This window comes from Flavobacterium psychrophilum (genome assembly GCA_001708385.1).
Lineage (GTDB): Bacteria > Bacteroidota > Bacteroidia > Flavobacteriales > Flavobacteriaceae > Flavobacterium > Flavobacterium psychrophilum_A.
Window position 1 is genome coordinate 1159164 of the sequence record CP012388.1, and the last position, 22915, is coordinate 1182078.

The following is a 22915-nucleotide window of genomic DNA, read 5'->3' on the forward strand; positions in this document are numbered from 1 at the left end:
TTTTAAGAAGTTTATTCAAATCATTAAAATACCTGTTTTTGCGTATCGCAAATTAATACTCAGGCTTGGAAGATCATAAAAGCCTACATATTTAGTAATCCTCTCTTTTGAAGGATATCCATATTTCTCAGTAATTTCAATAAGCGCTTTTGCATTAGCGTTATTAGCCTTTCTGATAAATGATTTCGAATCAGAAGGAATATCTTTCTGCACGTATACTTCAAGATATTTAAGTACATCTATAGATGGCACAGGGTTGTTCGCAATAATATTCTTTTTCAAATAGTATTGAAATGTTTTTTCAACAGCAATTCTCTCGTACTCATCCATAGTATATAGATTTAGCACAGCATCCTCGAGGTAATGCATAAACTTAAGTTTCTTGTAAACTTCGTTGTAATCTTTTGCCAATAGGGAGTCTTTTTCCGCCTGTGAGTAACCGGAGAAAGCAAACATAAATACAAAAATAAGTAAAGCTTTTTTCATGCAATGCCTTTAATTACACTACAATACTATAAAAAATTTCACAAAGTAGGCTACGGAAAACTGTAAAACGGATAAAAACACAAAAAATGCCACCCTTCGCAGGATGGCATATTATGAATTTGAAACTATGTATATTACTAGCTATCTAAAACAGCAGTTAAACCAAGCATTTTATCTGAGTGTTTACGTAATTCTGCAAGCAGTTCAGGGTTGGTGTTAAGTGGTGTACCGTATGAAGGTATCATTTCCTTAAGTTTTTGCTGCCATGCTTCGGTTTTAATCTGTTCGGGGAAGCAGCGTTCTATAAGGTCGAGCATAATCGAAACTGCTGTACTTGCACCGGGAGAAGCTCCTAAAAGCACCCCAAGTGTACCGTCGGCACTGTTTATTACTTCGGTACCAAACTCAAGCTTACCGCCCTCTTTCTCGTCTTTTTTAATAACCTGTACACGCTGACCCGCTGTTTCCAGTACCCAGTCTTCTTTTTTAGCATCCGGAAGATACTCTCTTAATGCTTCAAGCCTGTCTTCCTGAGATTGTGTTACCTGCTGTATAAGGTATTTGGTTAACGACATATTATGATAACCTGCGGCAAGCATAGGCCCTATATTGTTCGCACGGATAGATGTTGGCAAATCAAGGTATGATCCCTGTTTTAAAAATTTAGTACTAAACCCTGCATAAGGGCCAAACAACAATTCTTTCTTTCCGTTTATCATACGGGTATCTATATGGGGTACCGACATTGGCGGCGCACCTACAGATGCTTTTCCGTATACTTTTGCGTTATGTTTTTCTATTACTTCTTCATTAATGCATTTTAGCCACTGCCCACTCACCGGGAATCCGCCAAAACCATTTCCTTCAGGAATGCCGGCTTTTTCAAGCAGGTGCAATGAACCTCCGCCCGCACCAATAAACACAAATTTACCATACACACGTTTTTTGTCGCCTGTAGTATGGTTTTTAATCTTAAGTTTCCATTTCGGGGTTTTGCGTGAACGCCTAATGTTGCTGACATCGTGGTTAAAATACATATTTACTCCCGGCTGATTGCCCAGCCATGCAAACATATCTCTTGTAAGCTCGCCAAAGTTAACATCGGTACCAATGCGCATGTTCGTAGCAGCAACAGCTTCATTTTTATCACGTCCCTCCATAACAAGAGGCATCCATGATTCAAGTGTAGTTTTATCCTCAGAATATTCCATTCCCTGGAACAGTGGATTTTTTGTTAGCGCTTCAAAACGCTTTTTAAGATACTCAACATTAGCTTCGCCCCATACAAAACTCATGTGCGGAATACTCCTTACAAAATCCTGCGGATTGCTTATACGCTTCTGCTCAACAAGGTAAGCCCAAAATTGTTTAGATACTTCAAACCACTCAGCGATCTTAACAGCCTTTACTGTTTCAACCGATCCGTTTGGCAATTCGGGGGTGTAGTTCAGTTCACAAAAAGCAGAGTGTCCTGTACCCGCATTGTTCCATGCATCAGAACTTTCAGCGGCAGCCACATCAAGCCTTTCATAGATGTCAATTTTCACTTCCGGCATCAGTTCTTTTAAGAACATGCCAAGGGTGGCGCTCATGATACCTGCGCCTATAAGAACCACATCCGGTTCCTGATTTATAGTTGTGGACATTGTGTAAATTTGAGTACTGCAAATTTACTTTGAATAACTTAAAATTTAATCTTAAAAAGGCAGGATTAGGCATAATTTTCAATTTTTATTAAAATTGAATTAATTATGTTTATTTTTTTCGTGATAAATAATCCTGAAGCATTATTGTTGCAGATATCTCATCAATTAACCCTTTATCCTGACGTTGCTTCTTTTTCAGACCGCTATCTATCATTGTCTGAAAAGCCATCTTACTTGTAAAGCGTTCATCTACCCTTTCCAACTGCATATCAGGAAACTGAGCAATGAATTTTTCAACAAAGGCTTCTATAATTGGCGCGCTTTCCGACGGAAGCCCGTTCATCTGCTTTGGGTCGCCTATAAGCACCTTTTCAACCTTTTCTTTAGCAAAGTAATCGGCAAGAAAATTTAATGCCGTTTCAGAGGCTATTGTAGTTAGACCCGAGGCAATAATCTGCATACTGTCTGTTACCGCTATGCCGGTACGTTTCATTCCGTAATCTATCGCGAGGATTCTTGACATATTATTCAGTTTAAAGTTCAAAGTTTAAGGTTTCCCATACAAATCTAAATCCTGGCAAATGTAACATACGCCAACCAACTTTAAACTTAAAACATCAAACTTTTAATCGTCCAATCCTCAAAAGTAAAGGAAAAGTAACTTCCCTGTCGCTTTTTTCCCAATATTGTTTTAATTCTTCCCGAACCAGGTCTACCGGATTGGTGCCATTCTTTTTAATATAATGTTGCACTGCCGACCACGTTTCGAGATAACCTGTAAGCTGTTCGAATGTCCATGTAAACTGATTAGTAAAACATTTAGTTTCTAATTCTTCAAACGGAAAAGGTATTGTAGTGTAGTTTTCGTCGAGGTAGCGGCGCTCTGCATCCCAATACGGCTCGGTGATATCATAATAAAAATGGTTCAGCAGTTTTCCTGCATCGCCATTGGCAGAAAAAAGTCCGTAACCCAATACCGCAAAAATACAGTCTGGCTTTAGTATGCGATAAATCTCTTTATAAAACGTATCAAAGTCGAACCAATGTATAGCCTGTGCCACTGTTATAAGATCGAACTGGCTGTCGCCGAAAGTGGTGACCTCTGCCCTCTCCTCTTTATATATAATATTGTCTGCCTTTACCGCATTATCAAGTTGCTTTTGGCTGATATCCGTTCCATAGACGGTTTTAAAATAGTTTGCCAATGCTCCCGCCACCTGTCCATTTCCTGTTGCTACATCCAGTGCTGCATCTTTGTTACCGACAAAAGAAACGATGTGGTCTATCATTTCCTGCGGATAATACGGCCGGTACTGCGAATAGCCTTTTGCCTGTGTAGAAAAGTTGTCTTTCATGATTAAAATATCGTGTATCGTAAATATAAATCATTATGTTTGAAAACACATACCCCATTAAGCTAATATTACTTTATGCTATCTTAAAAATCCATCTTATATTTGCCCAAACGACTTATTTAACATGCAAAATTTACAAAGTATTATAGAACAGGCCTGGGAGAACAGGGCGCTGCTACAGGAAGAGACAACAACTACCGCTATTCGCGAAGTAATTGAACTTTTAGACTCAGGAAAATTACGTGTTGCAGAACCTGTTGAAGGTGGATGGCAGGTTAACGAGTGGGTTAAGAAAGCAGTTGTTATGTACTTCCCTATCCAGAAAATGGAAACTCTTGAAGCCGGTATATTTGAATATCACGATAAAATGCTACTTAAACGCAACTATGCCGAAAAAGGAATCCGCGTTGTACCAAATGCAGTAGCGCGTTACGGTGCATATATATCTTCGGGCGTTATCCTGATGCCCAGCTACGTAAACATTGGTGCTTATGTAGATGAAGGTACGATGGTAGATACATGGGCGACAGTGGGAAGCTGTGCACAAATTGGTAAAAATGTTCACCTTAGCGGCGGTGTTGGTATTGGTGGTGTATTAGAACCGCTTCAGGCTGCTCCTGTTATTATTGAAGACGGTGCTTTTATCGGATCGAGATGTATCGTAGTAGAAGGTGTTCGCGTAGAGACAGAAGCTGTTCTTGGTGCTAACGTATGCCTTACCGCTTCTACAAAAATTATCGATGTTACCGGAGACGAACCTGTAGAAATGAAAGGTATTGTACCTGCACGAAGCGTAGTTATACCGGGAAGCTATACTAAAAAGTTCGCAGCCGGAGAATTCCAGGTTCCATGTGCACTTATTATTGGTAAACGTAAGCCATCTACCGACTTAAAGACTTCACTTAACAACGCATTGCGTGAATATGATGTAGCGGTTTAATTATCATTTATGATCGACCAGAAAATTAAAATATCTGCACTTGCAATTGTTTTTAACGAAGAACACAATATAAGGCAATACCTGGACAATATGTCTTTTGCCGACGAAATTATTGTTGTAGATTCTTTCAGTACCGACGATACTACAAAAATCATAAAAGAAGAATACCCGCAGGTGCGACTGTACCAGCGGGCATTTGACGATTTTTCATCGCAGCGAAACTATACTCTGGATTTTGCCACGAACGACTGGGTAGTGTTTTTTGATGCCGATGAAAGGGTGTCGCAAAAAGGTATTGATGAAATTTTAGCTACAGTTAATAGCAACCCCGAAGAGGCAGCTTTTTGGTTTAAGCGTATCTTTTATTACAAAGGACGCCCAATGGTTAACAATAGCTTTAATAAAGACAGGGCAATACGGCTTTTTAGAAAGTCTAAATGCAGGTACTCCGAAAAACTGGTTCATGAAACCCTTACCATCAATGGCAGAACAGGAAGCCTAAAGGAGTCCATTCACCATTATTCTTTTAAAAGTAAAGAAGAATTTTTAGAAAAAAGGCTTCAATATTCTAAACTTAAAGCAAAAGAGCTTTACCAAAAGGGCGTAAAAACTAATCTATACCACCTTTCGGTAAGGCCTGCTTTTCGTTTTTTTAAATACTATATAATAGGGCTTGGTTTTCTTAACGGTAAACGCGGTGTAGAGATAGCACGCATATTAGGCTACCATGTATACATGAGGTATGTATACCTTAAAGATTTTACTAATCATAAGCCCACCCCAAAAGTATTGGTGATTCAGCAAAAAATGATTGGCGACGTTCTTGCCAGCAGCATTATCTGTACCAATCTTAAAAACATGTATCCTGAAGGGCAGATAGATTATCTTATCTATCCGTTTACACAGCCGGTTATAGAGAACAATCCGTTTATAGACAATGTTATCCTGTTTGATAACGAATACAGGCATAGCAAAGCCAAATTCATGAAGTTTGTATTTGCGCTGCGCAAAAAGAAATACGACATTGTTATAGATGCTTACGGCATTGTAGGCAGTAATATTATGGTTGGTATGTCTGGCGCTAAAACAAAAATAGGTTTCTTTAAACCTTACACAAGTTTTGTATACACCCATACCGTTAAAGAACTAAAAACCCCTTTAACTAATGCAGGTCTTGCACTTGATAACCGTTTACAGCTTATTAAGATTCTTGATCCTGAAGTCCCTTTGGTTAACAGGCCGGTAATCTACATGACCGATGATGAAATTGCCAAAGGTAAAAAGATTCTTGATGATAAAGGCATTAGCTCTAAAGACAAAATATACATGATAAGCGTACTGGGAAGCCTTAATATAAAGACCTACCCTGCCGAATACATGGCACAGCTTCTTGACGGGATTGCGCAAAATAGCAACGCAGCACTTATATTCAATTATATTCCATCACAGCAAAGCGAAGCGGAGGCTATATACAATTTGTGTAGTGAATTTACTAAGCAGAAAATACGTATGGATATAACCCCGGGAACCATACGCGATTTCCTTTCGGTTCTATACCACTGCAATGCGCTTATTGGTAACGAAGGTGGTGCGGTAAATATGGCAAAAGCGCTGTTTATACCTACTTTTACAATATTCTCTACCTGGATCAAAAAAGAAGCATGGAACTCGTTTGAAGATGGAACCACAACGGTATCAGTTCATTTAAAAGACTTTAAGCCTGAACTGTATGGAAAAACATCTCCGAAAGAAATGAAACCAAAAGCCCAGGAATTATATCAGGAATTTACTCCCGACCTTATTATGCCTCTATTAGAAAAGTATATAGAAATTAATTAGAGTCGATCCCTATCGGGGTCTTAACCACTTTATTATCGCGGGTGTTTTTACGGATGGCGTAGTTTTTCTTCCACGTTTCTTTGTTTACATAGCCACGCGCATGGTCTAAGTGCACACATACCGCACTATAGCGTATCTGTTTTGATTTAAGCCCTTTGTTAAACAGCCTTTCCCCTAGTTCCCTGTCCTGCCCGCCATATTGCATTTCCTGGTTAAACCCGTTTATAAAAACAAGGTCGGTTTTCCAGCCCGATGCATTATGCCCGTTCCAGGTAGCTTTAGTAGGCGTAACGAGGTTAAGAAACCATGACTTAAATCCGCTTGCAGAAAGTTTGGATGTATTCTTAGAAGAAAGTCCCATGCCTTTAAGCCATTTTACGTCAAAGCATCTTTGGTTAAAGATATCGTCTTTAGAAATAGCCTGCGATATATTCATAGGCAGCTTAAAATAGCCTCCCGAAAGAAAATATCCCGGTTCCCTGAAGTTAATATGCGTTTCTACAAAATCGTTACGCGGTATGCAGTCACCATCTGTAAAAATAAGGTAGTCGCTGTTAGCAGCCGTAATGGCCTTGTTAAGTATCTGCGACTTCTGGAAACCTTTATCTTCCTGCCAAACATGCACAAGCGGCATGCTTATTTCGTCACGAAGCCTGTCCAGTAATTCTTTGGTTTTTGGGCCGGAGCCGTCATCAGCAATAATAATCTCAAAATCCCTCTCCGTTTGTACGCTAAAACCCCATATTACTTTTTCAAGCCATGCTTCGGCATTATAGGTACTCATTATAACTGATGCTTTCATTCTATTCTTTTAATAAGTGCAAAGATATTTTTTAACCGTAATCTATTTACCGAATTTAAAGTATTTCTTTATCCTTCTTTTACGCTGTAATCCGCTATGAAAACTATTAACACTTTCAATTAGTGCGTTCTTTATTTCGTCATAGCTCCTATTATATAATTTTGAATATTCATCGCTCATAGTCAAAAGCATACCTTCAACATGCGTAAGCCTTCTCATATTATTAATACGGTCTTCAAAGGTCATTGGCCCGTCGTGAAACTTCATCCTGTTAAGGTCTACAAGAAAAAACGCATACTGCCCATTCTCCAGTTTCTTTATTAGGGTATTTCCGGGTGAATGGTCTAAGAACTCTATACCTTTTTCGTGAAGCTCAAAACAAAAACGGGTAAACTGTCGTAGTATATTTTCAGCATCAGGGTAGTTAGGTATATCTACAAGTTCCCTAAAAGTAAGCTCTGTAATTAAGTGTTCACTTACATAGTAGCTTTTGTTAAGCAAACCAAATAAAGCGGTTTCTTCGGCATAAGCTATGGGATGCGGCGTACCAATTCCCTTTTCGATAAGCTTAAGCGCAAAATTGTACGAACGCTCTGCTTTAGACTTTCTAAAATACCTGTAGGCAACCTTATTAAAAATATGGGGAATTTTAAACGACTTTATATTGATAGTTATATCTCCCAAAGGATACAACTTAATTACATTTCTTTTTCCGTTGCCAAACAACTGTCCTTCAACATTAAAGTTTTGTATTTTTAAGTAGATAGCTTCTTTCTGAGACTGATAATCCGGATGGACAATGAATTTCATTAATTAAATAGGATTATGATATATTAGGCAAAATTAATCAATGATTTTTATACTTTTACAACAAATTGAATAAATGAGAAAAACGGTCATTCTGGAAACTCATAATATAAAGAACCAATATACAGGTTTCGGTGTTTTTAATCATGGACTTATTAGTGGCTTAAGCCATCATGATCACAGCAACTTAGATATTGTACTGCTAGCCTACAAACCATCTGTTCTTAAAGATAAGTTTGGAAATGCTTTCAGATATAAAAAAATTTACAGTTTTAATCGTTATAAAAATTTCAGTGTCAGGAAAAAGCATGATCTATGGCATTCTGTGAATCAGAATTTAAAATTTGAACCTAAAAAAGTTTCAAATTACCTGCTAACCGTGCACGATGTAAATTTTGCAGAAGGCTCAAGCCGCGAAGACACTACCAGTAAGCGTAAGAAGCTTTTTATTGAGAAACTCAACAGAAGTTCTGCTATTACCTATATCTCTGAATTTGCAAAAGAGCAGACACATCGTTATTTTAATGTTCCCAATGTACCCGAATATATTGTTTTTAACGGCAACCCAATAATAACTATTGCGAACACCTCCGACTACAAGCCTAATACGCCTGTAGATAAGCCCTTTTTATATTCTGTAGGCGACTTTTTGCAGAAAAAAAACTTCACCTCAATTATTCAGATGATGTTGCATGTAAAGGATTTTAACCTTATCATCTCCGGAGATTACAATAAACCATATGGTGAAGAAGTGAAAAAATGCATTTTGGATAATAATCTTTCAGATCGTGTGTTTCTTACCGGAAGAATTTGTGAAACAGGCAAACAGTACTATTTACAGCACTGCGCTGCATTTTTATTTCCATCGAGAGGAGAAGGCTTTGGGCTTCCACCAATAGAGGCAATGAAATTTGGCTGTCCCATATTTTTAGCAAACTGCACTTCGCTACCCGAAATTGGCGGGGAATATGCTTTTTACTGGGACGAATTTGATGCAGAAAGCATGGCGGCAGAATTTTACAAAGGCATGGATACCTATCACAACAACCCCGATTTATACAGGCAAAAATATGCCGAGAGGGCTAATTTTTACAACTGGGATAAGACCGCCAAACAATACCTTGACATTTATAACTCTATTTTACAATAAGCTTTACCTGAATGAATATATTAAATGTAACCACAATTACAGAATGGCGTGGAGGCGATAAGCAGATGTACACTATTTTCAAGCTACTTGAAAATACACCCAATATAAAACAGTTTATACTTTGCCCCGAAAAATCGGTGCTGGCAAAAATGTGTAAAGAAGATAATTCTGCTTATTATACATATACCAAGAACAAGCTAAAGCTTATTAATGCTACACGCAGCATTATAAACATTTGCAAAAAAGAGCATATCGATGTTATTCATCTTCATGACTCGTCTGCTTTAAATGCAGCTATACTGGCTTTACCGTTTATACCCAAATCAGTTAAGCTTGTTTTTAGCCGAAAAAGAGACAACCCTATTAAAGACAAATATTTAAACCGTAAAAAATATACGCATCAAAGAATCGTAAAAATTGTTTCGGTATCTAAAGCTGTAGAGGCTATATTTTACAATGTTGTACAAGATAGGGAAAGACTGGTTACCATTTATGATGCTATAGATGTGGATAAATATGCATCTAAAACCAACAAGCACCTGTTGCACAAAGAGTTTGACCTTGATGCAGATACGAAGATAATAGGCAATATTGCAGGGCTTACCAAACAGAAAGATATTTATACATTCGTAGATACCGCCAAACAAATACTTACCGAAAAACCGGAATCACTTAAACTTAAATTTATAGTTATTGGTGCCGGGGAAGAAAAGGAAGGGCTTGAAGCCTATACTAAAGAACTCGGAGTTGAAAATGATGTAGTGTTTGCAGGATTCCGTACTAATGCAGAGGAACTTTTACCTGAGTTTGATGTATTCTTAATGACGTCTATCTCTGAAGGGCTGCCTCTAACCATTTACGAGGCTTTTGCAAGCAGGATACCCGTAGTGAGCACTGATGCCGGCGGCATTAGGGAAGTGCTTGTTACAGGAAAAACAGGTATCTTAGCAGCTATAAAAGATACGGACACGCTAACAAAGGGTGTTTTAAAAATATTAAATGATTCCGCTTACGCTGATATGCTTAGGGAAAATGCATACCAGCTGGTAAAAGACGGTCATGACCTGGATGTGATAAAGCAAAATTATATTGCTTTTTATACGTCACTCTGAAACAAACAAACAAACAAACAAACAAACAAACAAACAAACAAACAAACAAACAAACAATTTAATTAATCTAAGAACATCTTAAAACTATGAAAATTTGCCTGATAAGCTTTGATTATTGGGGTTTTGACAGTTACATCTTAAAGGAATTACAGCGCAAAGGGCATGAGGTTTCTCATATAAACCTCAACAATTTTAGGTATGTATATCCTTCACTACCTGTGCGTTTAGGCAATGCGCTAAGTAAAATTCTATTCAAAAAGAACATTAAAAGGCTTAAGCGTCAGGAGTATGTATTGGTTGAACTGAATAAGTTGGGTACTATGGACAGTATACTTGTAATACGCCCGGACTTATTAGACAGCGACACCCACGAAAAGATACGACTAAAAACCAATCAATACATTGCGTATTTATACGACAGTACAAAACGTTTTCCAGTAGATCATTTACTGGACGGGTTGTTTGATAACGTTTTTTCGTTTGACGAAGACGATGTAAAGAAGTATGGTTTTACACATGTTACCAATTACATCTACCTGCCTAAAAAGGAAATCGTTACAGATAAAGAATATAAACAGAAGGTTTTTATCGTGGTATCTGGCGATGAAAGGCTTAAAAGCCTAAACAAAATTGCTAATGAACTGGCCAGAATTAACATCAGCTATAAATTTATAGTAAGGGCTTCCAGAAAACCTAAAGGACTTTGTAGCAGTATTGAGCATTCTAAAAGAAATATTGAATGCGATGAGCTTATGCAGAACCTGGATGAATCTGAAGTTTACCTGGACCTTATACGCTACGGGCATAATGGGCTAAGCTTTAGGGTTTTTGAATCGTTAGCCCACCAAAAAAAGCTTATTACAACTAATGCTTCTATAAAAAACTACGATTTTTATAACCCTGATAACATTTTGGTTATAGACGAAAATAATGTTAGCATTAATGCCGATTTCTTCGGAACACCTTACAATCCTCTAGATGTGGCTATTTACAATAAATATACCATAGAAAACTGGGTACATACCGTATTCAATCTTTAAAGACCGTGCAGCAGGCGGATAACTGCCTGCTCTACATTTTTTAATGAATATGGTGCTATAAAATCGGCAGAAGCATGGCTGATTTCATTCCAAAGAGTTTCATCGTTATACAATTTAATAATCAGGTTTGCCAGCTCTCCTGGAGTTTCGGCGACCATATTTCCCCTGTAGTCTGAAAAATCAAACCCCTCTGCACCAACAGCCGTTGTAACCAACGGAAGGCTGTACTCAAGGCTCTGCCCTATTTTACCTTTTATACCTGCACCATAGCGAAGTAACGCTACAAACACTTTCGCTTTAGCAAAATAAACAGAGGCATCTTCTACATAACCTACAATAACAAACTGCTCTGAGTTAAGGTCTAGTACCGCTTTGGTTGGGTTGCTGCCCACAATGTTCACTTTTATAGCTGGGTGTTTTTCCCATACCAATGGCATTACCTTATCGTGTAAAAAAAGTACGGCATCTTCATTAGGTGCATGTGCAAAGCCACCTATAAATAGAAGGCCATCTCTTTCGCTAAAAGTTTTAAAATCTGCCGGCCTGTTAATATGGTCGTGAATATTACCTATAACTTCCATCTTAGCCTCTTCATTGTAAAATTCAAGCAGAGCGTCTTTATCCATATCAGATATTACAATGATCTTATCGGCACGTTTACAGTTTTCCAGTTCTTCCTTAAGGTGTTCCTGTGCAATTTTATGCTTCGCCGGATCGTTGGTAAGTTCGGCTTCGCGTTTCATTCTCAGGTAATGAAAATCTACCATATCAAAAACAACAGGCAAATTGGGATTAATGGCTTTAACAAGAGGATAGTATTTTGTAAAAATACCCGGCCTGTGGAGCCAAACATAAGACAAGTCCCCAACAATAGTTTTAAGAAACCTTTCTTTTGTTACCAGTTTTCCATCTGGCGAAACTGCCGGCTGGTAAACGTTTACGCCCAATTTTCTAAAATAACTAACGTAAGTTGTATTAAACTTGTACTCTTTTACATTAGCTAGTAAAGAAACTTTATAGCCATTTTTAATCAGGATCTTAATGATCTCCGTCAGCCTTCTTGAACCTGAATCTTTATCAAATTCCGGTACTTTATCATCTACAATAAGTACATGCTTTTTGTCCTTTTCTTTAAGGGAAAAGTCTATAACTACATTTTGCTTTTTTAGCTTTTGCTTTAGCAAATGATGTTTAAAGAAAATCTTTACGGTATTGTACATTGTGTTGAGATATAAACTGACTGATTAAGCGAACAAAGATATTATTTTTACCTAAACCTGAATCTAAAATAGCAAGCATCAAAACCGAACTACAGAAAACCTTATTTTTATAGATTAAAAAGCAATTAATATTCCGAAATTTGCAACACCATAATCAATCGAAATGATAAAGTTTCTCGACCTTCAAAAAGTGAACCTCCTGCATCAGGAGGAGATTGAAAACCGTCTTCTTAAAACCTTTAGGAGCGGCTGGTATCTTTTAGGTGAAGAGGTAAAGCAATTCGAGAACAACCTTTCAGTTTATATTGGAGCGGAACATGCCATAGGGACTGCAAATGGCCTTGATGCGCTTCGCCTTATTTTTAAGGCTTACATAGCGATGGGAATAATGCAAGCCGGCGACGAAGTTATAGTCCCCGCTAACACCTATATAGCATCGTTACTGGCAATTACAGACAATAGTCTTGTGCCGGTTTTGGGTGAGCCGCAACTTTCCAATTACAATATTGACAGTAACCTAATAGAAGAAAAGATTACTGCTAAGACTAAAGCTATAATGATAGTCCATCTTTATGGTCAGGCCGTTTTTAATACAAGTCTTCGGGGATTTGCCGAAAGGCATAACCTTAAAATTATTGAAGATAATGCGCAGGCTGTCGGCGCGCAATGGAACGGCATAAAAACAGGTAACCTTGGCGATGCAGCAGGGTTTAGTTTCTATCCCGGTAAAAACCTTGGTGCCCTTGGCGATGCAGGTGCAGTTACCACCAATGATGCTGAATTAGCAAAAACGATAAGGGCATTGGCCAATTACGGATCGGAAGAAAAATACGTGAATAAATACCAGGGACTCAATTCGAGGCTTGACGAAATGCAGGCTGCTGTACTGGACACCAAACTGAAATACCTGGATGCTGAAAATGAACGCCGACGCGAAATTGCACAATTTTATATTGAGAACATCAATAATCCACTTGTTATTTTACCCGAATGCCCATCGGATAAAGACAGCCATGTCTGGCATCTCTTTGTTATACGCACCGCCGAAAGGGACAGGCTGAAGCAATACCTGTTAGATAACGGTATACAAACGCTAATACACTACCCTATACCACCGCACAAACAGCAAGCATATCCTCAGCTAAATGCATTATCTTTGCCCATTACGGAACAAATACACCGCGAAGTACTAAGCTTACCTATAAGCCCCGTACTTACAGATGAAGAAATTAAAACAGTGGTTAACACCATAAACAGTTACAAATAACGCATGAGCACATCTGATATAAATAACGAAGTACACAACGCTTTTGAAGTCATAAAAAATGGCGGAATAATTCTTTACCCTACCGATACGGTTTGGGGTATTGGCTGTGATGCTTCTAACCCTGAGGCGGTTAAAAAAATATATGCTTTAAAGCAACGCGAAGAATCGAAAAGCATGATCGTGCTTATGAATACCGACCGTATGATGCATACCGTATTTAGCCAGATACCCGAAGTGGCATGGCAAATACTGGATCTTTCTGAAAAGCCTACCACACTTATACTGGATAACCCGCGTAATGTAGCCGCTAACCTGATAGCTGAAGATAAAACACTGGGTGTACGCCTGGTAAAAGAGCCTTTTTGCTTTAAGCTGATGGAACGCATGAAAAAACCATTGGTTTCTACATCGGCAAACATAAGCGGCATGCCTACACCAAATTCTTTTAAAGAAATTAACCACCTTATTTTGGACGGCGTAGACTATATCGTAAATTTGCACCACGAAAAAATTGCCGCTAAACCATCTACCATTATAAAACTGGGGAATGATTTACAGGTAAAAGTGATACGACCTTAATGGAAAACAAAACTTCATACAAAGAAGCATTAAATAACAGGATATTTAACATTACCTCTCAAGCAGCTAAAGAACTTAACGTAAACAGTTATGTTATAGGCGGTTTTGTAAGGGATTTTCTTTTACAGAGAGATTTTAAAAAGGATATCGATATTGTTGCCGTTGGCAGCGGTATTGCCCTTGCCGAAAAAGTATCTTCATTATTAGCAAACAAACCTAAAGTACAGGTCTTTAAAAGCTATGGCACTGCCATGCTGCGTTTTGACGATATTGATATTGAGTTTGTTGGTGCACGTAAAGAATCGTACACACGCGATAGCCGTAACCCTATTGTAGAGACCGGCACACTGGAAGATGACCAGAACCGCCGCGATTTTACCATTAACGCTTTAGCCCTGTCTTTATCTGAGGATAATTTTGGTGAGCTGGTAGATCCGTTTAATGGTGTGGAAGACCTTCACAATAAAATTATACGCACTCCCCTTAACCCGGATATTACCTATAGCGACGACCCGTTACGTATGATGCGCGCTATACGCTTTGCGTCGCAGCTCAACTTTACAATTGAGAAAGAATCGCTAAAGGCAATCGAGAGGAACAAGGAGCGTATTAAGATAATATCGGGAGAGCGCATTGTAGATGAACTGAACAAGATATTAATGTCGGAAGTACCTTCTGTTGGTTTCAAATTATTACACCAGACAGGCTTACTGCATATTATACTGCCCGAACTTACCGCACTTCAGGGTGTTGAGGAAGTAGAAGGACAGACCCATAAAGATAATTTTTACCATACCCTTGAGGTGGTAGATAATATAGCGCCTAATACCGATGATGTATGGCTGCGCTGGTCGGCACTTTTGCACGACATCGGTAAAGCACCGACCAAGAAATTCCACAAAAAAGTGGGATGGACATTCCACGGGCATGAGTTCTTAGGCGGTAAAATGGTTAAGAAACTGTTTGAAAGGCTACACATGCCTTTGAACCAGAAAATGAAATTCGTTTCTAAAATGGTTATGCTTAGCTCCCGCCCTATTGTACTGGCGCAGGATATTGTGACCGACTCAGCGGTGCGAAGGCTTATTTTTGATGCCGGAGAAGACGTAGAAGACCTAATGATTTTGTGTGAGGCCGATATTACGACCAAGAATCCATCAAAATTTAAAAAGTACCATAACAACTTTAAGATAGTACGCCAGAAAATAGTTGAAGTTGAAGAGCGTGACCATGTTCGTAAATTTCAGCCGCCTATTACCGGAGAGGAGATTATGGAGATATTCAATCTTAAACCGGGCAGGGAAATTGGTGTACTTAAAGAAGCAATTAAAGAGGCCATTCTTGAAGGTGAGATTCATAACGACTATGATTCGGCGTATGCCTTTATGATGGAAAGAGCGAAGAAGTTGGGGTTGAGTGTAGTGAAGTAGTTGCGGGTTTAGAGTTGCGGGTTGCCTATGTTACGTGTAAGTTGTCTCTAAGAGAAACGAAATAATCTAAACAGAGGTCGACATGCTACAGTTATACTTTCTGCCATTCTGAGCGAAATGAAATGGAGTCGAAAAATCTCAATAGAGAGACTCATCCATCGTCGGGATGATAACAACACCATTCGAGAAACGAAATACCTAAATAGAGATTGCAACGCTACGTTTCACTACACTCGCAACAGAACCGGTAGCTACAAAAAACAGATAGCATCAAACCTGACATATATCATAAAATAGGTTACTGCTTTACCCGTAATTCGCAAAAAATAAAAAAATGAAACTAACCTTTCAAAAAATAACAAAAACCGCCCTCATCCTCGTTTATCTTGTAATCGTTGCCGGTGGATTGGTACGTATGACAGGCTCCGGAATGGGCTGCCCTGACTGGCCGAGATGTTTTGGCTACTATATCCCTCCAACAGATATTAAAGAGCTTATGTGGTCGCCAAACCACGAATTCAATAAGGGGCAGGTTATTATTAAAGATGAAAAGCTTTGGGTAGCCAAACAAACTTTTACGACTACCGACACCTATAACCCAGAAAACTGGGAAGTATACACTAAACACGATTACGCCGAGTTTAACCCGCTACACACCTGGGTTGAATACGTAAACCGTCTTACAGGTGCACTTGCCGGTGTTGCTGTGTTTGCAATGGCTATAGCATCCTTCCGCTTTTGGCGTAAAAAATCGAGCATCATACTAATGTCCTGGTTAACGGTATTTATGATGGGTTTTCAGGCGTGGCTTGGCGCAACAGTGGTTTACTCGGTATTAAACCCGGTTAAGATTACCGTACACATGGTTGTGGCATTACTAATTGTTGGAATGATACTTTACATCCTGGATAAATCTAAAAACCTTACAGCCACAGCTATTACTTTTAAGCAGGATAAGTTATTTAAAACACTATTGATAGTATCACTAGCGATAACTTTAATTCAGGTCGTTCTCGGTACAGAAGTACGCCAGTTTGTAGACGAACGCGTTAAGATGCTGGGCTATGAGAACATGCACCTAATTATGGACAGCCCACTTGTTACCTTCTATTTTCACCGTACGTTCTCTTTTGTGGTGTTTGGAGTAAACCTTTGGCTATACCTTCGCAACAGGAAACTGAATCTTGGTTTTTCAAAAACCAATTGGGTACTATACCTGCTGTTGGTAGAAATAGCGTCGGGTATTGGAATGTACTATTTTGACTTTCCGTTTGGTATGCAGACAACACACCTTGTTATAGCCTCGGCCCTTTTCGGACTACAGTACTATATGATACTTGAAAGCGGAAGAAAACCACAACATTTAGCATAGTTTTACATTTCTCTTACCACAAGTTTAAGAATTTTGAAGGTAACTTTACATTGTAACGAAAAATAAAGAAACCATGCCAAATTCAACTGAACTTAAAGGAAACTGGAACGAATTTAAAGGAAAACTAAAACAAAAATATGCTGAACTTACAGATGACGATGTTACCTACGAGGAAGGCAAAGAAGATGAAATGTGGGGAAAACTTGAACAGAAACTAGGCAAAGCGAAAAAAGAGATTTTATCTTTATTTCAATAGTCTGATTCCTTCAGGGTAACAACCACATATTCCGAAACTGTTCTATAAGTAGTATTCTGCTTGTCGAACAGTTTTTTTTTTATGTCATTACCTCAAGTCATTATTATGTTTTCTATTAAACACCCCACAACTCCACAAAGGCCATACAACCAGTAATGGATGCAGGAACAGGCGTGTAAGCCTTAATGTATCGGTATTTAGTCCGAAAGCGTCTACCCTGTTTACATATTGTGCATAATTACCCGGAAAGATGGCTACGAAGAATAGCGCCGCCAGCCAGCCAACCGCTATGCGATAACGTGTTAAGAATATCAGTAAAAAACCAAGTGTAATTTCTACTATTCCCGAAAGTACAACAACAAGGTCATCTTCCAGCGGAACCCAGTCAGGAACCTGGGCAAGGAAATCGGTACGAACAAAAGTAAGATGCCCTGTACCGGTAAAAATCAGAAGGCAGCCCAAAAGAATCCTAAAGATGTTTTGGGTTTTAGTGTAAGATGTTTTCATAATGTAAGTGATTGGTTTAACCAAAGTTAGAAACAAATCACTTACAAAATACTGGTTTACAGATTTTTGTCAGATTATCAAAATACTGAATTAAAATTTGTCAATTCTATTAGCGTAATGCTTTTTGCTTTTTCTTATTAAGTGCTCCCGAGCCCCACAACGCCCATCCTATAAGTACAGGCTGAAAGAACAATCGCGCAAAACGTTTGTTATCGGTATCTAATCCAAAGGCATCACGATGGTTTTTATATTGGGAGATATTTCCCGGAAACACGGCTGCAAAAAAAGAGGCTGCCACAACGCCTACGGTTTGTCTTTCTTTTTTAAGCGCAATAATTGAAGCTCCCAATGCTATCTCGGCAACACCAGATAACAATACTGTAGTATCTTTATCTACAGGAACCCAGTCGGGCACCTGAGCCTGGAATTCTTTTCTTGCAAACGTTAAATGGCTGATACCTGCTGTAACCAACATGGCACCTAGTGCTATTCTTGTAAGGTTTTGGGTTTTGGTATATTGTTTTTTCGCTGCTGTCTTTTCCATAATAATCGATTTTATTTAAAGTTACCCACTACTTTTTAATAAGTAACCGACTTTAAATCAACTTTATGAAATACGGTAGTTTAGCCTAGCCATTCCCTGAAATCACCTACACGCTCGCGGCTCACAATAACCTCATCCTCTTTGTAAGTAGGCAAGATTATTTTAAGGCGGGAATTGGTATACACTACAATATCTTGAATTGCATTAATAGAAACTATGAACTTTCGGCTAACGCGGTAAAACTTAGTCGGATCCAGTTCGTTTTCTAACTGCTCCAGTGTATTTTCCAGCAAGTAATCCCTTCCTTCTGTAGTACGAATGTAGGTTCCTTTGTTCTCACTATAAAAGCATTCCGCATCTTCAATATTTATCATTTTAAGGTGCTGCCCCATTTTAATGGTAAAACGCTGTTTATAGCTTTTCTCTGCCGGATTAGCCAGCATTCGTTTTATCTGGTCAAAATCAAGTGACAGGTTCGGCGCTTTTGGCTGGCGTGCACTGAATTTGGCAACAGCAGCTTCAAGATCATCTTCGTCTATTGGCTTTAGCAGGTAGTCGATACTGTTCAACTTAAAAGCGCGAAGAGCGTACTCATCGTAAGCTGTGGTAAATATTACCGCACTATTTATTGTTGTGCTTTCAAATATTTCGAACGAAAGGCCATCAGACAATTGTATGTCTAAGAATATCAGGTCGGGATGTTGGTTACTCTTAAACCATTCGATAGATTCCTCTACCGAATGCAGCATAGTATCTGCTTCTATCCCTAGTTTTGATAATTTACGCTGCAAAAGTCGAGCTGCCGGTTTTTCGTCTTCTATAATTAAAACGTTCATTTTTGTTTTGGTTGTCGGTTGATGGTTGATGGTTGATGGTTGATGGTTAATAACTGATCACTGTAAACTGATTACTGCTAACTGTCCACCTCTACTCCCACTGTTGTTTTTTAGTTTTTTCGCGGTCCATATATTCCTGGATTTTACGTTCCTCCCAGTTTTTACTTAACAATGAACCTGGTTTAAAAGCGCCTAGCCAATGGCAGAACAAACCAAACCCCCAGAAAAAGGCCAGTGAAAGGTTACTCCAACAAAAAAAACTCTCCCCGGCTTTTATGTCGGCAATATGCATAACCCAGAGTATTACATTGACTATAATATAAACAATAAGGTGTCTGTAAAATTCCTTCATTGCTTTTACCTTTTTTATTGCACGGTCAAGCTTTACAGTATCTTTAAATGTTTCCATGACTATTCGTATTTTGTTCTTTGTTCATCTTTTCTATCCATCTTATCCATAAGCTCTTTCAGCTTTCTGTCTTCCCAGTCCCTTCCTAAAAAAGGATAGTAACTAAATGCATTCATAGCATGGCCAATAACACCTACACCCCATCCCACCATAGAAAACCAAAACCATTGAAATTCGGGCATATATCTTAAGTTCACAAAAATAAGTATCGGCATTACCATCAGATAGCAGGTAAGGTTAGCATAAAAGCTTTTTATCTCCTTTACTTTCCGTTTCGCTTTGTCGTAAGCAATCTTATCAAAATTTTCCATAATCGTTATTTCCAGCGGTTAGACTTTTCTTTCTCCATTATTTCTTTCACCTTGCGTTCTTCCCATTCTTTATCAAGAATAGGCATGTAGTCAAATGCTTTCATACCGTGTGCAACTACACCTAATCCCCATCCCAGTGCAGGATACAAAAACCATAAATGATTCGGAGAACTAATAATATTAAGTATAGCCAGCCCTGTAATTACAACAATATAAGAGCTTAAGTTTGCGTAGAATCCTTTTATTTCTTCTACTTTTTTCTGCGCTTTAAAATAGCTGCTGTTTTCTTCTTTAAATGATGTTTCCATAACGGTAACCTGTTTTGTTAATATAGGTAATTTAACCTTAAAATATTTTTCTGTTTCTTCTACCAGTACATTTCTGGCAGTTAATATGGCATAGCGGCTTACTATATTCTGAAGACCTACACCACGCCTGTCCTGTAACACTTCTTTTTTCTGAAGGTTGTTCTCAACCACCAGATAACCATTTTCTACGAATATTTTTATGTTGAGCGGACGCTGTGGGCTTACCACATTGTGCTTAATCGTATTTTCCAGCAATAGCTGAAGTGAAAGTGGCACTACCCTGCATTCATCAGTTGGTACTGATTGAGGCAATTCGTAAAACACACTGTTCTCAAACCTCATCTTAAGCAGGTTCATATATGTTTTTGCAAACGAAAGTTCCTCTTCCACACTTACCAGTTCTTTGTCTTTCTGTTCCAAAACGTAGCGGTAAATTTTTGATAGCGATGTCGTAAACCGCTGCGCGTTATCGGGATTCTCCTCTATAAGCGAACTCAGCACGTTAAGACTGTTAAACAAAAAGTGTGGGTCTATCTGATTCTTTAATGTTTCAAACTGCGCCGAAGCTGTTCCTGCAATTATCTTTTGCTCTTTAACCCTGTTTTCCTGGTACCTCTTATAGAAAAAGATAGCATGAACAATGAGCGTAATAATAACCGTGAGTATCATGGCAAGATAATAATTGGACATCTTTTCGGTGGCCAAAAATTCGCTCAACGATTTTTCATTTACGGCAATTTCTTCAAATATCCTTAGCAGGAATATTATTAACAAAGATACTATCAGTGTACTTGCAATACCAACAGCCAGACGTTTTACGGTCATTATACCCTTTCCGTATTTTTTATCAAATGCATGAAAAAGCAACGTGTTGGCAGTGTACAATGAAACAGAATACAGCATTACGAAAGAGAAACTCATTAACAGATCTTTATTCCAGGTAAATGACTGCCCGCCTGCCATAGCTATAAATAACAGCACAATAAATATTATAGTGCCAAGGGCAATAGACCTGAATATTTCTCTATAAATTATTTTCATCGTTACTGTCTGCTTTAATACTATCTACCTTTTGCTTTACTTTTTGCATTCTTTTAGCTTTTCTGCTGCCCTGTCGGCACCCCAGTTAGGATGAAAAGCTGTTTCGGGTTTAAAGTTAGCAAAAAGTCCTACAGAACGCTCCACTTCTTTACACATTGGCGCAGTATCCTGACCAAAATAAGCTGCACTGCCAATTTCAAATTCCGCTTTTGCATACACAACCCTTGGGTTGTTTGGTGCTATAGCTAAAGCCTTTGCGTATAGCTCATTGGCTTTGCCAGAATATTTCATACCGTTGGTCATTGGGTCGTAAACTATCCAGGCTGTATAAATTAAACACTGTGTAACCATAAGTTCCGGATTATCGGGAGAGATGCCCATTGCAGCATCCTGTGCCAATTGTGCTTTGGTTAGCAGGCCATTTAGCTTCACTTTGTCCTTTGTCTGAAAAGCTTCCATTGTATTTATAAATGCAACATAATAATCAGGAAGCCAATTTTCTTTTTCTACAGTAGCAATCCTCTCGAATAATGCGGCTGCCTCAACAGGTTTGTTATCGCTCCAAAGTGTAAAGGCTTTCTGCATGCCTGCTTCATATTTAGACTGTGCGCTTACAGCGTTAGTTACCAGCAAAACGAATAATGTAATAAGTCGTATCATAATAATAATTTTTGGTTGTTATATTTTGATGAAGCAAATTTGCCAACAAAACACCTATTTAAAAAAAGTGTTTTACCGAGTTGTAGATTTTAAAGGATGAATTGTAGTTTCTATCACTTTATGCTGGCACTACATAGTTAAAACCGTAACGAGTGTGAATAAAATGAAATAAATGGTTATAACAGCTGTGGCAGATTTTATAAGACAAAAGTTTTCTAATTCGTGACAGAACCTAGACAATCCTGAACTTAAATGATATAAAAACTTAAAATAGTAAATAATACATATTTTTTTTACACGTTAAGTCACTTGAAACTAAAAACATATCGATTAAGTTATTATATTTGTTAAAACATTTGTAAAATATTTCGCTATTTGCGAATTAAATGTAAATAACGATGAAAGCAAAAACTTTACTTAAAACACTGTTAGGTACAGTCTTTTTTATTTCACTTACAGGATGTGGCAGCAGTGGCAGCGACGATAGTACCGGTGGAAATAAAGGGATAGGCTCTTCGAGCTCTGCAATAGGCGGATCGTATCATATAATATCTATGATTTCTGATAAAGGCGTAGACCTCAACAATGACGGCTTAATTTCTACTGATCTGCTTAATGAAATCGACCCTTCATTTTTTGATCCGAATAGTCCTGAATTAGTGATAAATCCGGTTATTTATAATAATCAGCTTGAAGAGATGATGAACTTTTACCTACCTCATCCTACAGTCACTGTAAACACACCCGGAAAGCTCGGAGGAGTAAAGTTTACCAGAAACGGCCTGGGATATATCTATAATATAGACGAGAATACCCAAGCTATAAATATAAACAAGGGCGGTTTAGGCTCTACAGCTACCGGAGTAATGAATAGTATAAAAGTTACAGGTAAAAATACGCTGCAGGCAGTATTGCAAAAAGATTATTACGACTTTTCAACTGCAAAATGGCAATTGCTGACAATTACCGTAATATACAGAAAAGTATAACTACATACA

Annotated in this window: 25 protein-coding genes; 11 read left to right on the forward strand and 14 right to left on the reverse strand. The window is 38.3% G+C overall.

Annotation, left to right across the window (positions count from 1 at the left end):
* Positions 1–15: 15 nt before the first annotated feature.
* The 4 genes from ALW18_04975 to ALW18_04990 all read right to left on the reverse strand — a co-directional run bounded on the left by ALW18_04975 (position 16) and on the right by ALW18_04990 (position 3487).
* Positions 16–486 (reverse strand): hypothetical protein, encoded by a 471-nt coding sequence (locus tag ALW18_04975; protein AOE51927.1) that lies wholly within the window; start codon positions 484–486, stop codon positions 16–18.
* Positions 487–623: 137 nt separating this feature from the next.
* Positions 624–2132 (reverse strand): malate:quinone oxidoreductase, encoded by a 1509-nt coding sequence (locus ALW18_04980; protein ID AOE51928.1) that lies wholly within the window; start codon positions 2130–2132, stop codon positions 624–626.
* A gap of 109 nt (positions 2133–2241) precedes the next feature.
* Entirely contained in the window at positions 2242–2655 is a 414-nt protein-coding gene (locus tag ALW18_04985) for a Holliday junction resolvase (GenBank protein ID AOE51929.1), read from the reverse strand.
* 94 nt (positions 2656–2749) lie between these two features.
* The gene (locus tag ALW18_04990) at positions 2750–3487 is read right to left on the reverse strand and encodes an SAM-dependent methyltransferase (GenBank protein AOE51930.1); all 738 of its coding nucleotides are present in this window, start codon (positions 3485–3487) and stop codon (positions 2750–2752) included.
* Positions 3488–3611: 124 nt separating this feature from the next.
* Between ALW18_04990 and ALW18_04995 the strand changes: the two genes are divergently transcribed.
* Both ALW18_04995 and ALW18_05000 read left to right on the forward strand, forming a co-directional pair.
* Positions 3612–4427, forward strand: coding sequence for a 2,3,4,5-tetrahydropyridine-2,6-carboxylate N-succinyltransferase (locus ALW18_04995; protein AOE51931.1), 816 nt, complete (start codon positions 3612–3614; stop codon positions 4425–4427).
* Positions 4428–5234: 807 nt separating this feature from the next.
* A complete protein-coding gene (locus tag ALW18_05000; GenBank protein ID AOE54314.1) occupies positions 5235–6266 on the forward strand; it encodes a hypothetical protein in 1032 nt (343 codons plus the stop codon).
* Here ALW18_05000 and ALW18_05005 read toward each other — a convergent pair.
* Together ALW18_05005 and ALW18_05010 are read right to left on the reverse strand one after the other, a co-directional pair.
* Positions 6259–7068 (reverse strand): glycosyl transferase family 2, encoded by an 810-nt coding sequence (locus ALW18_05005; protein ID AOE51932.1) that lies wholly within the window; start codon positions 7066–7068, stop codon positions 6259–6261. The two genes, ALW18_05000 and ALW18_05005, sit on opposite strands and share 8 nt — an antisense overlap.
* A 42-nt stretch (positions 7069–7110) precedes the next feature.
* Positions 7111–7878: a Kdo domain containing protein gene (locus tag ALW18_05010; GenBank protein AOE51933.1), complete on the reverse strand. Its 768-nt coding sequence runs from the start codon at positions 7876–7878 to the stop codon at positions 7111–7113.
* A 73-nt stretch (positions 7879–7951) separates the two neighbouring features.
* On the opposite strand from ALW18_05010, the gene ALW18_05015 reads away from it, so the two are divergent.
* The 3 genes from ALW18_05015 to ALW18_05025 all read left to right on the forward strand — a co-directional run bounded on the left by ALW18_05015 (position 7952) and on the right by ALW18_05025 (position 11177).
* The gene (locus ALW18_05015) at positions 7952–9025 is read left to right on the forward strand and encodes a glycosyl transferase family 1 (GenBank protein ID AOE51934.1); all 1074 of its coding nucleotides are present in this window, start codon (positions 7952–7954) and stop codon (positions 9023–9025) included.
* 11 nt (positions 9026–9036) lie between these two features.
* Positions 9037–10137, forward strand: a complete 1101-nt coding sequence (locus ALW18_05020) for a hypothetical protein (GenBank protein ID AOE51935.1) — start codon at positions 9037–9039, stop codon at positions 10135–10137.
* Positions 10138–10223: 86 nt separating this feature from the next.
* Entirely contained in the window at positions 10224–11177 is a 954-nt protein-coding gene (locus ALW18_05025) for a hypothetical protein (GenBank protein ID AOE51936.1), read from the forward strand.
* Here the strand turns inward: ALW18_05025 and ALW18_05030 are convergent.
* Complete coding sequence (locus tag ALW18_05030; GenBank protein AOE51937.1) at positions 11174–12397, reverse strand: group 1 glycosyl transferase; 1224 nt, start codon at positions 12395–12397, stop codon at positions 11174–11176. The two genes, ALW18_05025 and ALW18_05030, sit on opposite strands and share 4 nt — an antisense overlap.
* Positions 12398–12560: 163 nt before the next feature.
* Between ALW18_05030 and ALW18_05035 the strand changes: the two genes are divergently transcribed.
* From ALW18_05035 to ALW18_05055, 5 genes are all read left to right on the forward strand, one after another.
* The gene (locus tag ALW18_05035) at positions 12561–13664 is read left to right on the forward strand and encodes an aminotransferase (GenBank protein ID AOE51938.1); all 1104 of its coding nucleotides are present in this window, start codon (positions 12561–12563) and stop codon (positions 13662–13664) included.
* 3 nt (positions 13665–13667) lie between these two features.
* Positions 13668–14243, forward strand: a complete 576-nt coding sequence (locus ALW18_05040) for a translation factor Sua5 (protein ID AOE51939.1) — start codon at positions 13668–13670, stop codon at positions 14241–14243.
* On the forward strand, positions 14243–15673 hold the full coding sequence (locus ALW18_05045) for a tRNA nucleotidyltransferase (protein ID AOE51940.1): 1431 nt from the start codon (positions 14243–14245) through the stop codon (positions 15671–15673). The genes ALW18_05040 and ALW18_05045 overlap by 1 nt, the downstream gene beginning before the upstream one ends.
* Before the next feature lie 334 nt (positions 15674–16007).
* A complete protein-coding gene (locus ALW18_05050) occupies positions 16008–17045 on the forward strand; it encodes a cytochrome oxidase assembly protein (GenBank protein ID AOE51941.1) in 1038 nt (345 codons plus the stop codon).
* A gap of 73 nt (positions 17046–17118) precedes the next feature.
* Entirely contained in the window at positions 17119–17301 is a 183-nt protein-coding gene (locus ALW18_05055) for a general stress protein CsbD (protein AOE51942.1), read from the forward strand.
* A gap of 87 nt (positions 17302–17388) precedes the next feature.
* Here ALW18_05055 and ALW18_05060 read toward each other — a convergent pair whose 3' ends face one another.
* The 7 genes from ALW18_05060 to ALW18_05090 form a co-directional block, all read right to left on the reverse strand.
* Positions 17389–17808 (reverse strand): hypothetical protein, encoded by a 420-nt coding sequence (locus ALW18_05060; GenBank protein AOE51943.1) that lies wholly within the window; start codon positions 17806–17808, stop codon positions 17389–17391.
* Between the two features lie 109 nt (positions 17809–17917).
* Positions 17918–18352: a hypothetical protein gene (locus tag ALW18_05065; GenBank protein ID AOE51944.1), complete on the reverse strand. Its 435-nt coding sequence runs from the start codon at positions 18350–18352 to the stop codon at positions 17918–17920.
* Positions 18353–18432: 80 nt separating this feature from the next.
* Positions 18433–19188 (reverse strand): LytR family transcriptional regulator, encoded by a 756-nt coding sequence (locus ALW18_05070; protein ID AOE51945.1) that lies wholly within the window; start codon positions 19186–19188, stop codon positions 18433–18435.
* Positions 19189–19279: 91 nt separating this feature from the next.
* A complete protein-coding gene (locus ALW18_05075) occupies positions 19280–19597 on the reverse strand; it encodes a hypothetical protein (protein ID AOE51946.1) in 318 nt (105 codons plus the stop codon).
* A gap of 2 nt (positions 19598–19599) precedes the next feature.
* Positions 19600–19923 carry a histidine kinase gene (locus ALW18_05080; protein AOE51947.1) on the reverse strand — a complete coding sequence of 108 codons (324 nt, stop codon included), beginning with the start codon at positions 19921–19923 and terminating at the stop codon, positions 19600–19602.
* Positions 19914–21257: a histidine kinase gene (locus ALW18_05085; GenBank protein ID AOE51948.1), complete on the reverse strand. Its 1344-nt coding sequence runs from the start codon at positions 21255–21257 to the stop codon at positions 19914–19916. Before ALW18_05085 ends, ALW18_05080 begins: the two co-directional genes overlap by 10 nt.
* A gap of 36 nt (positions 21258–21293) precedes the next feature.
* Positions 21294–21917: a hypothetical protein gene (locus ALW18_05090; protein ID AOE51949.1), complete on the reverse strand. Its 624-nt coding sequence runs from the start codon at positions 21915–21917 to the stop codon at positions 21294–21296.
* A 398-nt stretch (positions 21918–22315) separates the two neighbouring features.
* Here ALW18_05090 and ALW18_05095 point away from each other — a divergent pair, with 398 nt between their 5' ends.
* Positions 22316–22906 carry a hypothetical protein gene (locus ALW18_05095; GenBank protein ID AOE51950.1) on the forward strand — a complete coding sequence of 197 codons (591 nt, stop codon included), beginning with the start codon at positions 22316–22318 and terminating at the stop codon, positions 22904–22906.
* Positions 22907–22915: the final 9 nt, after the last annotated feature.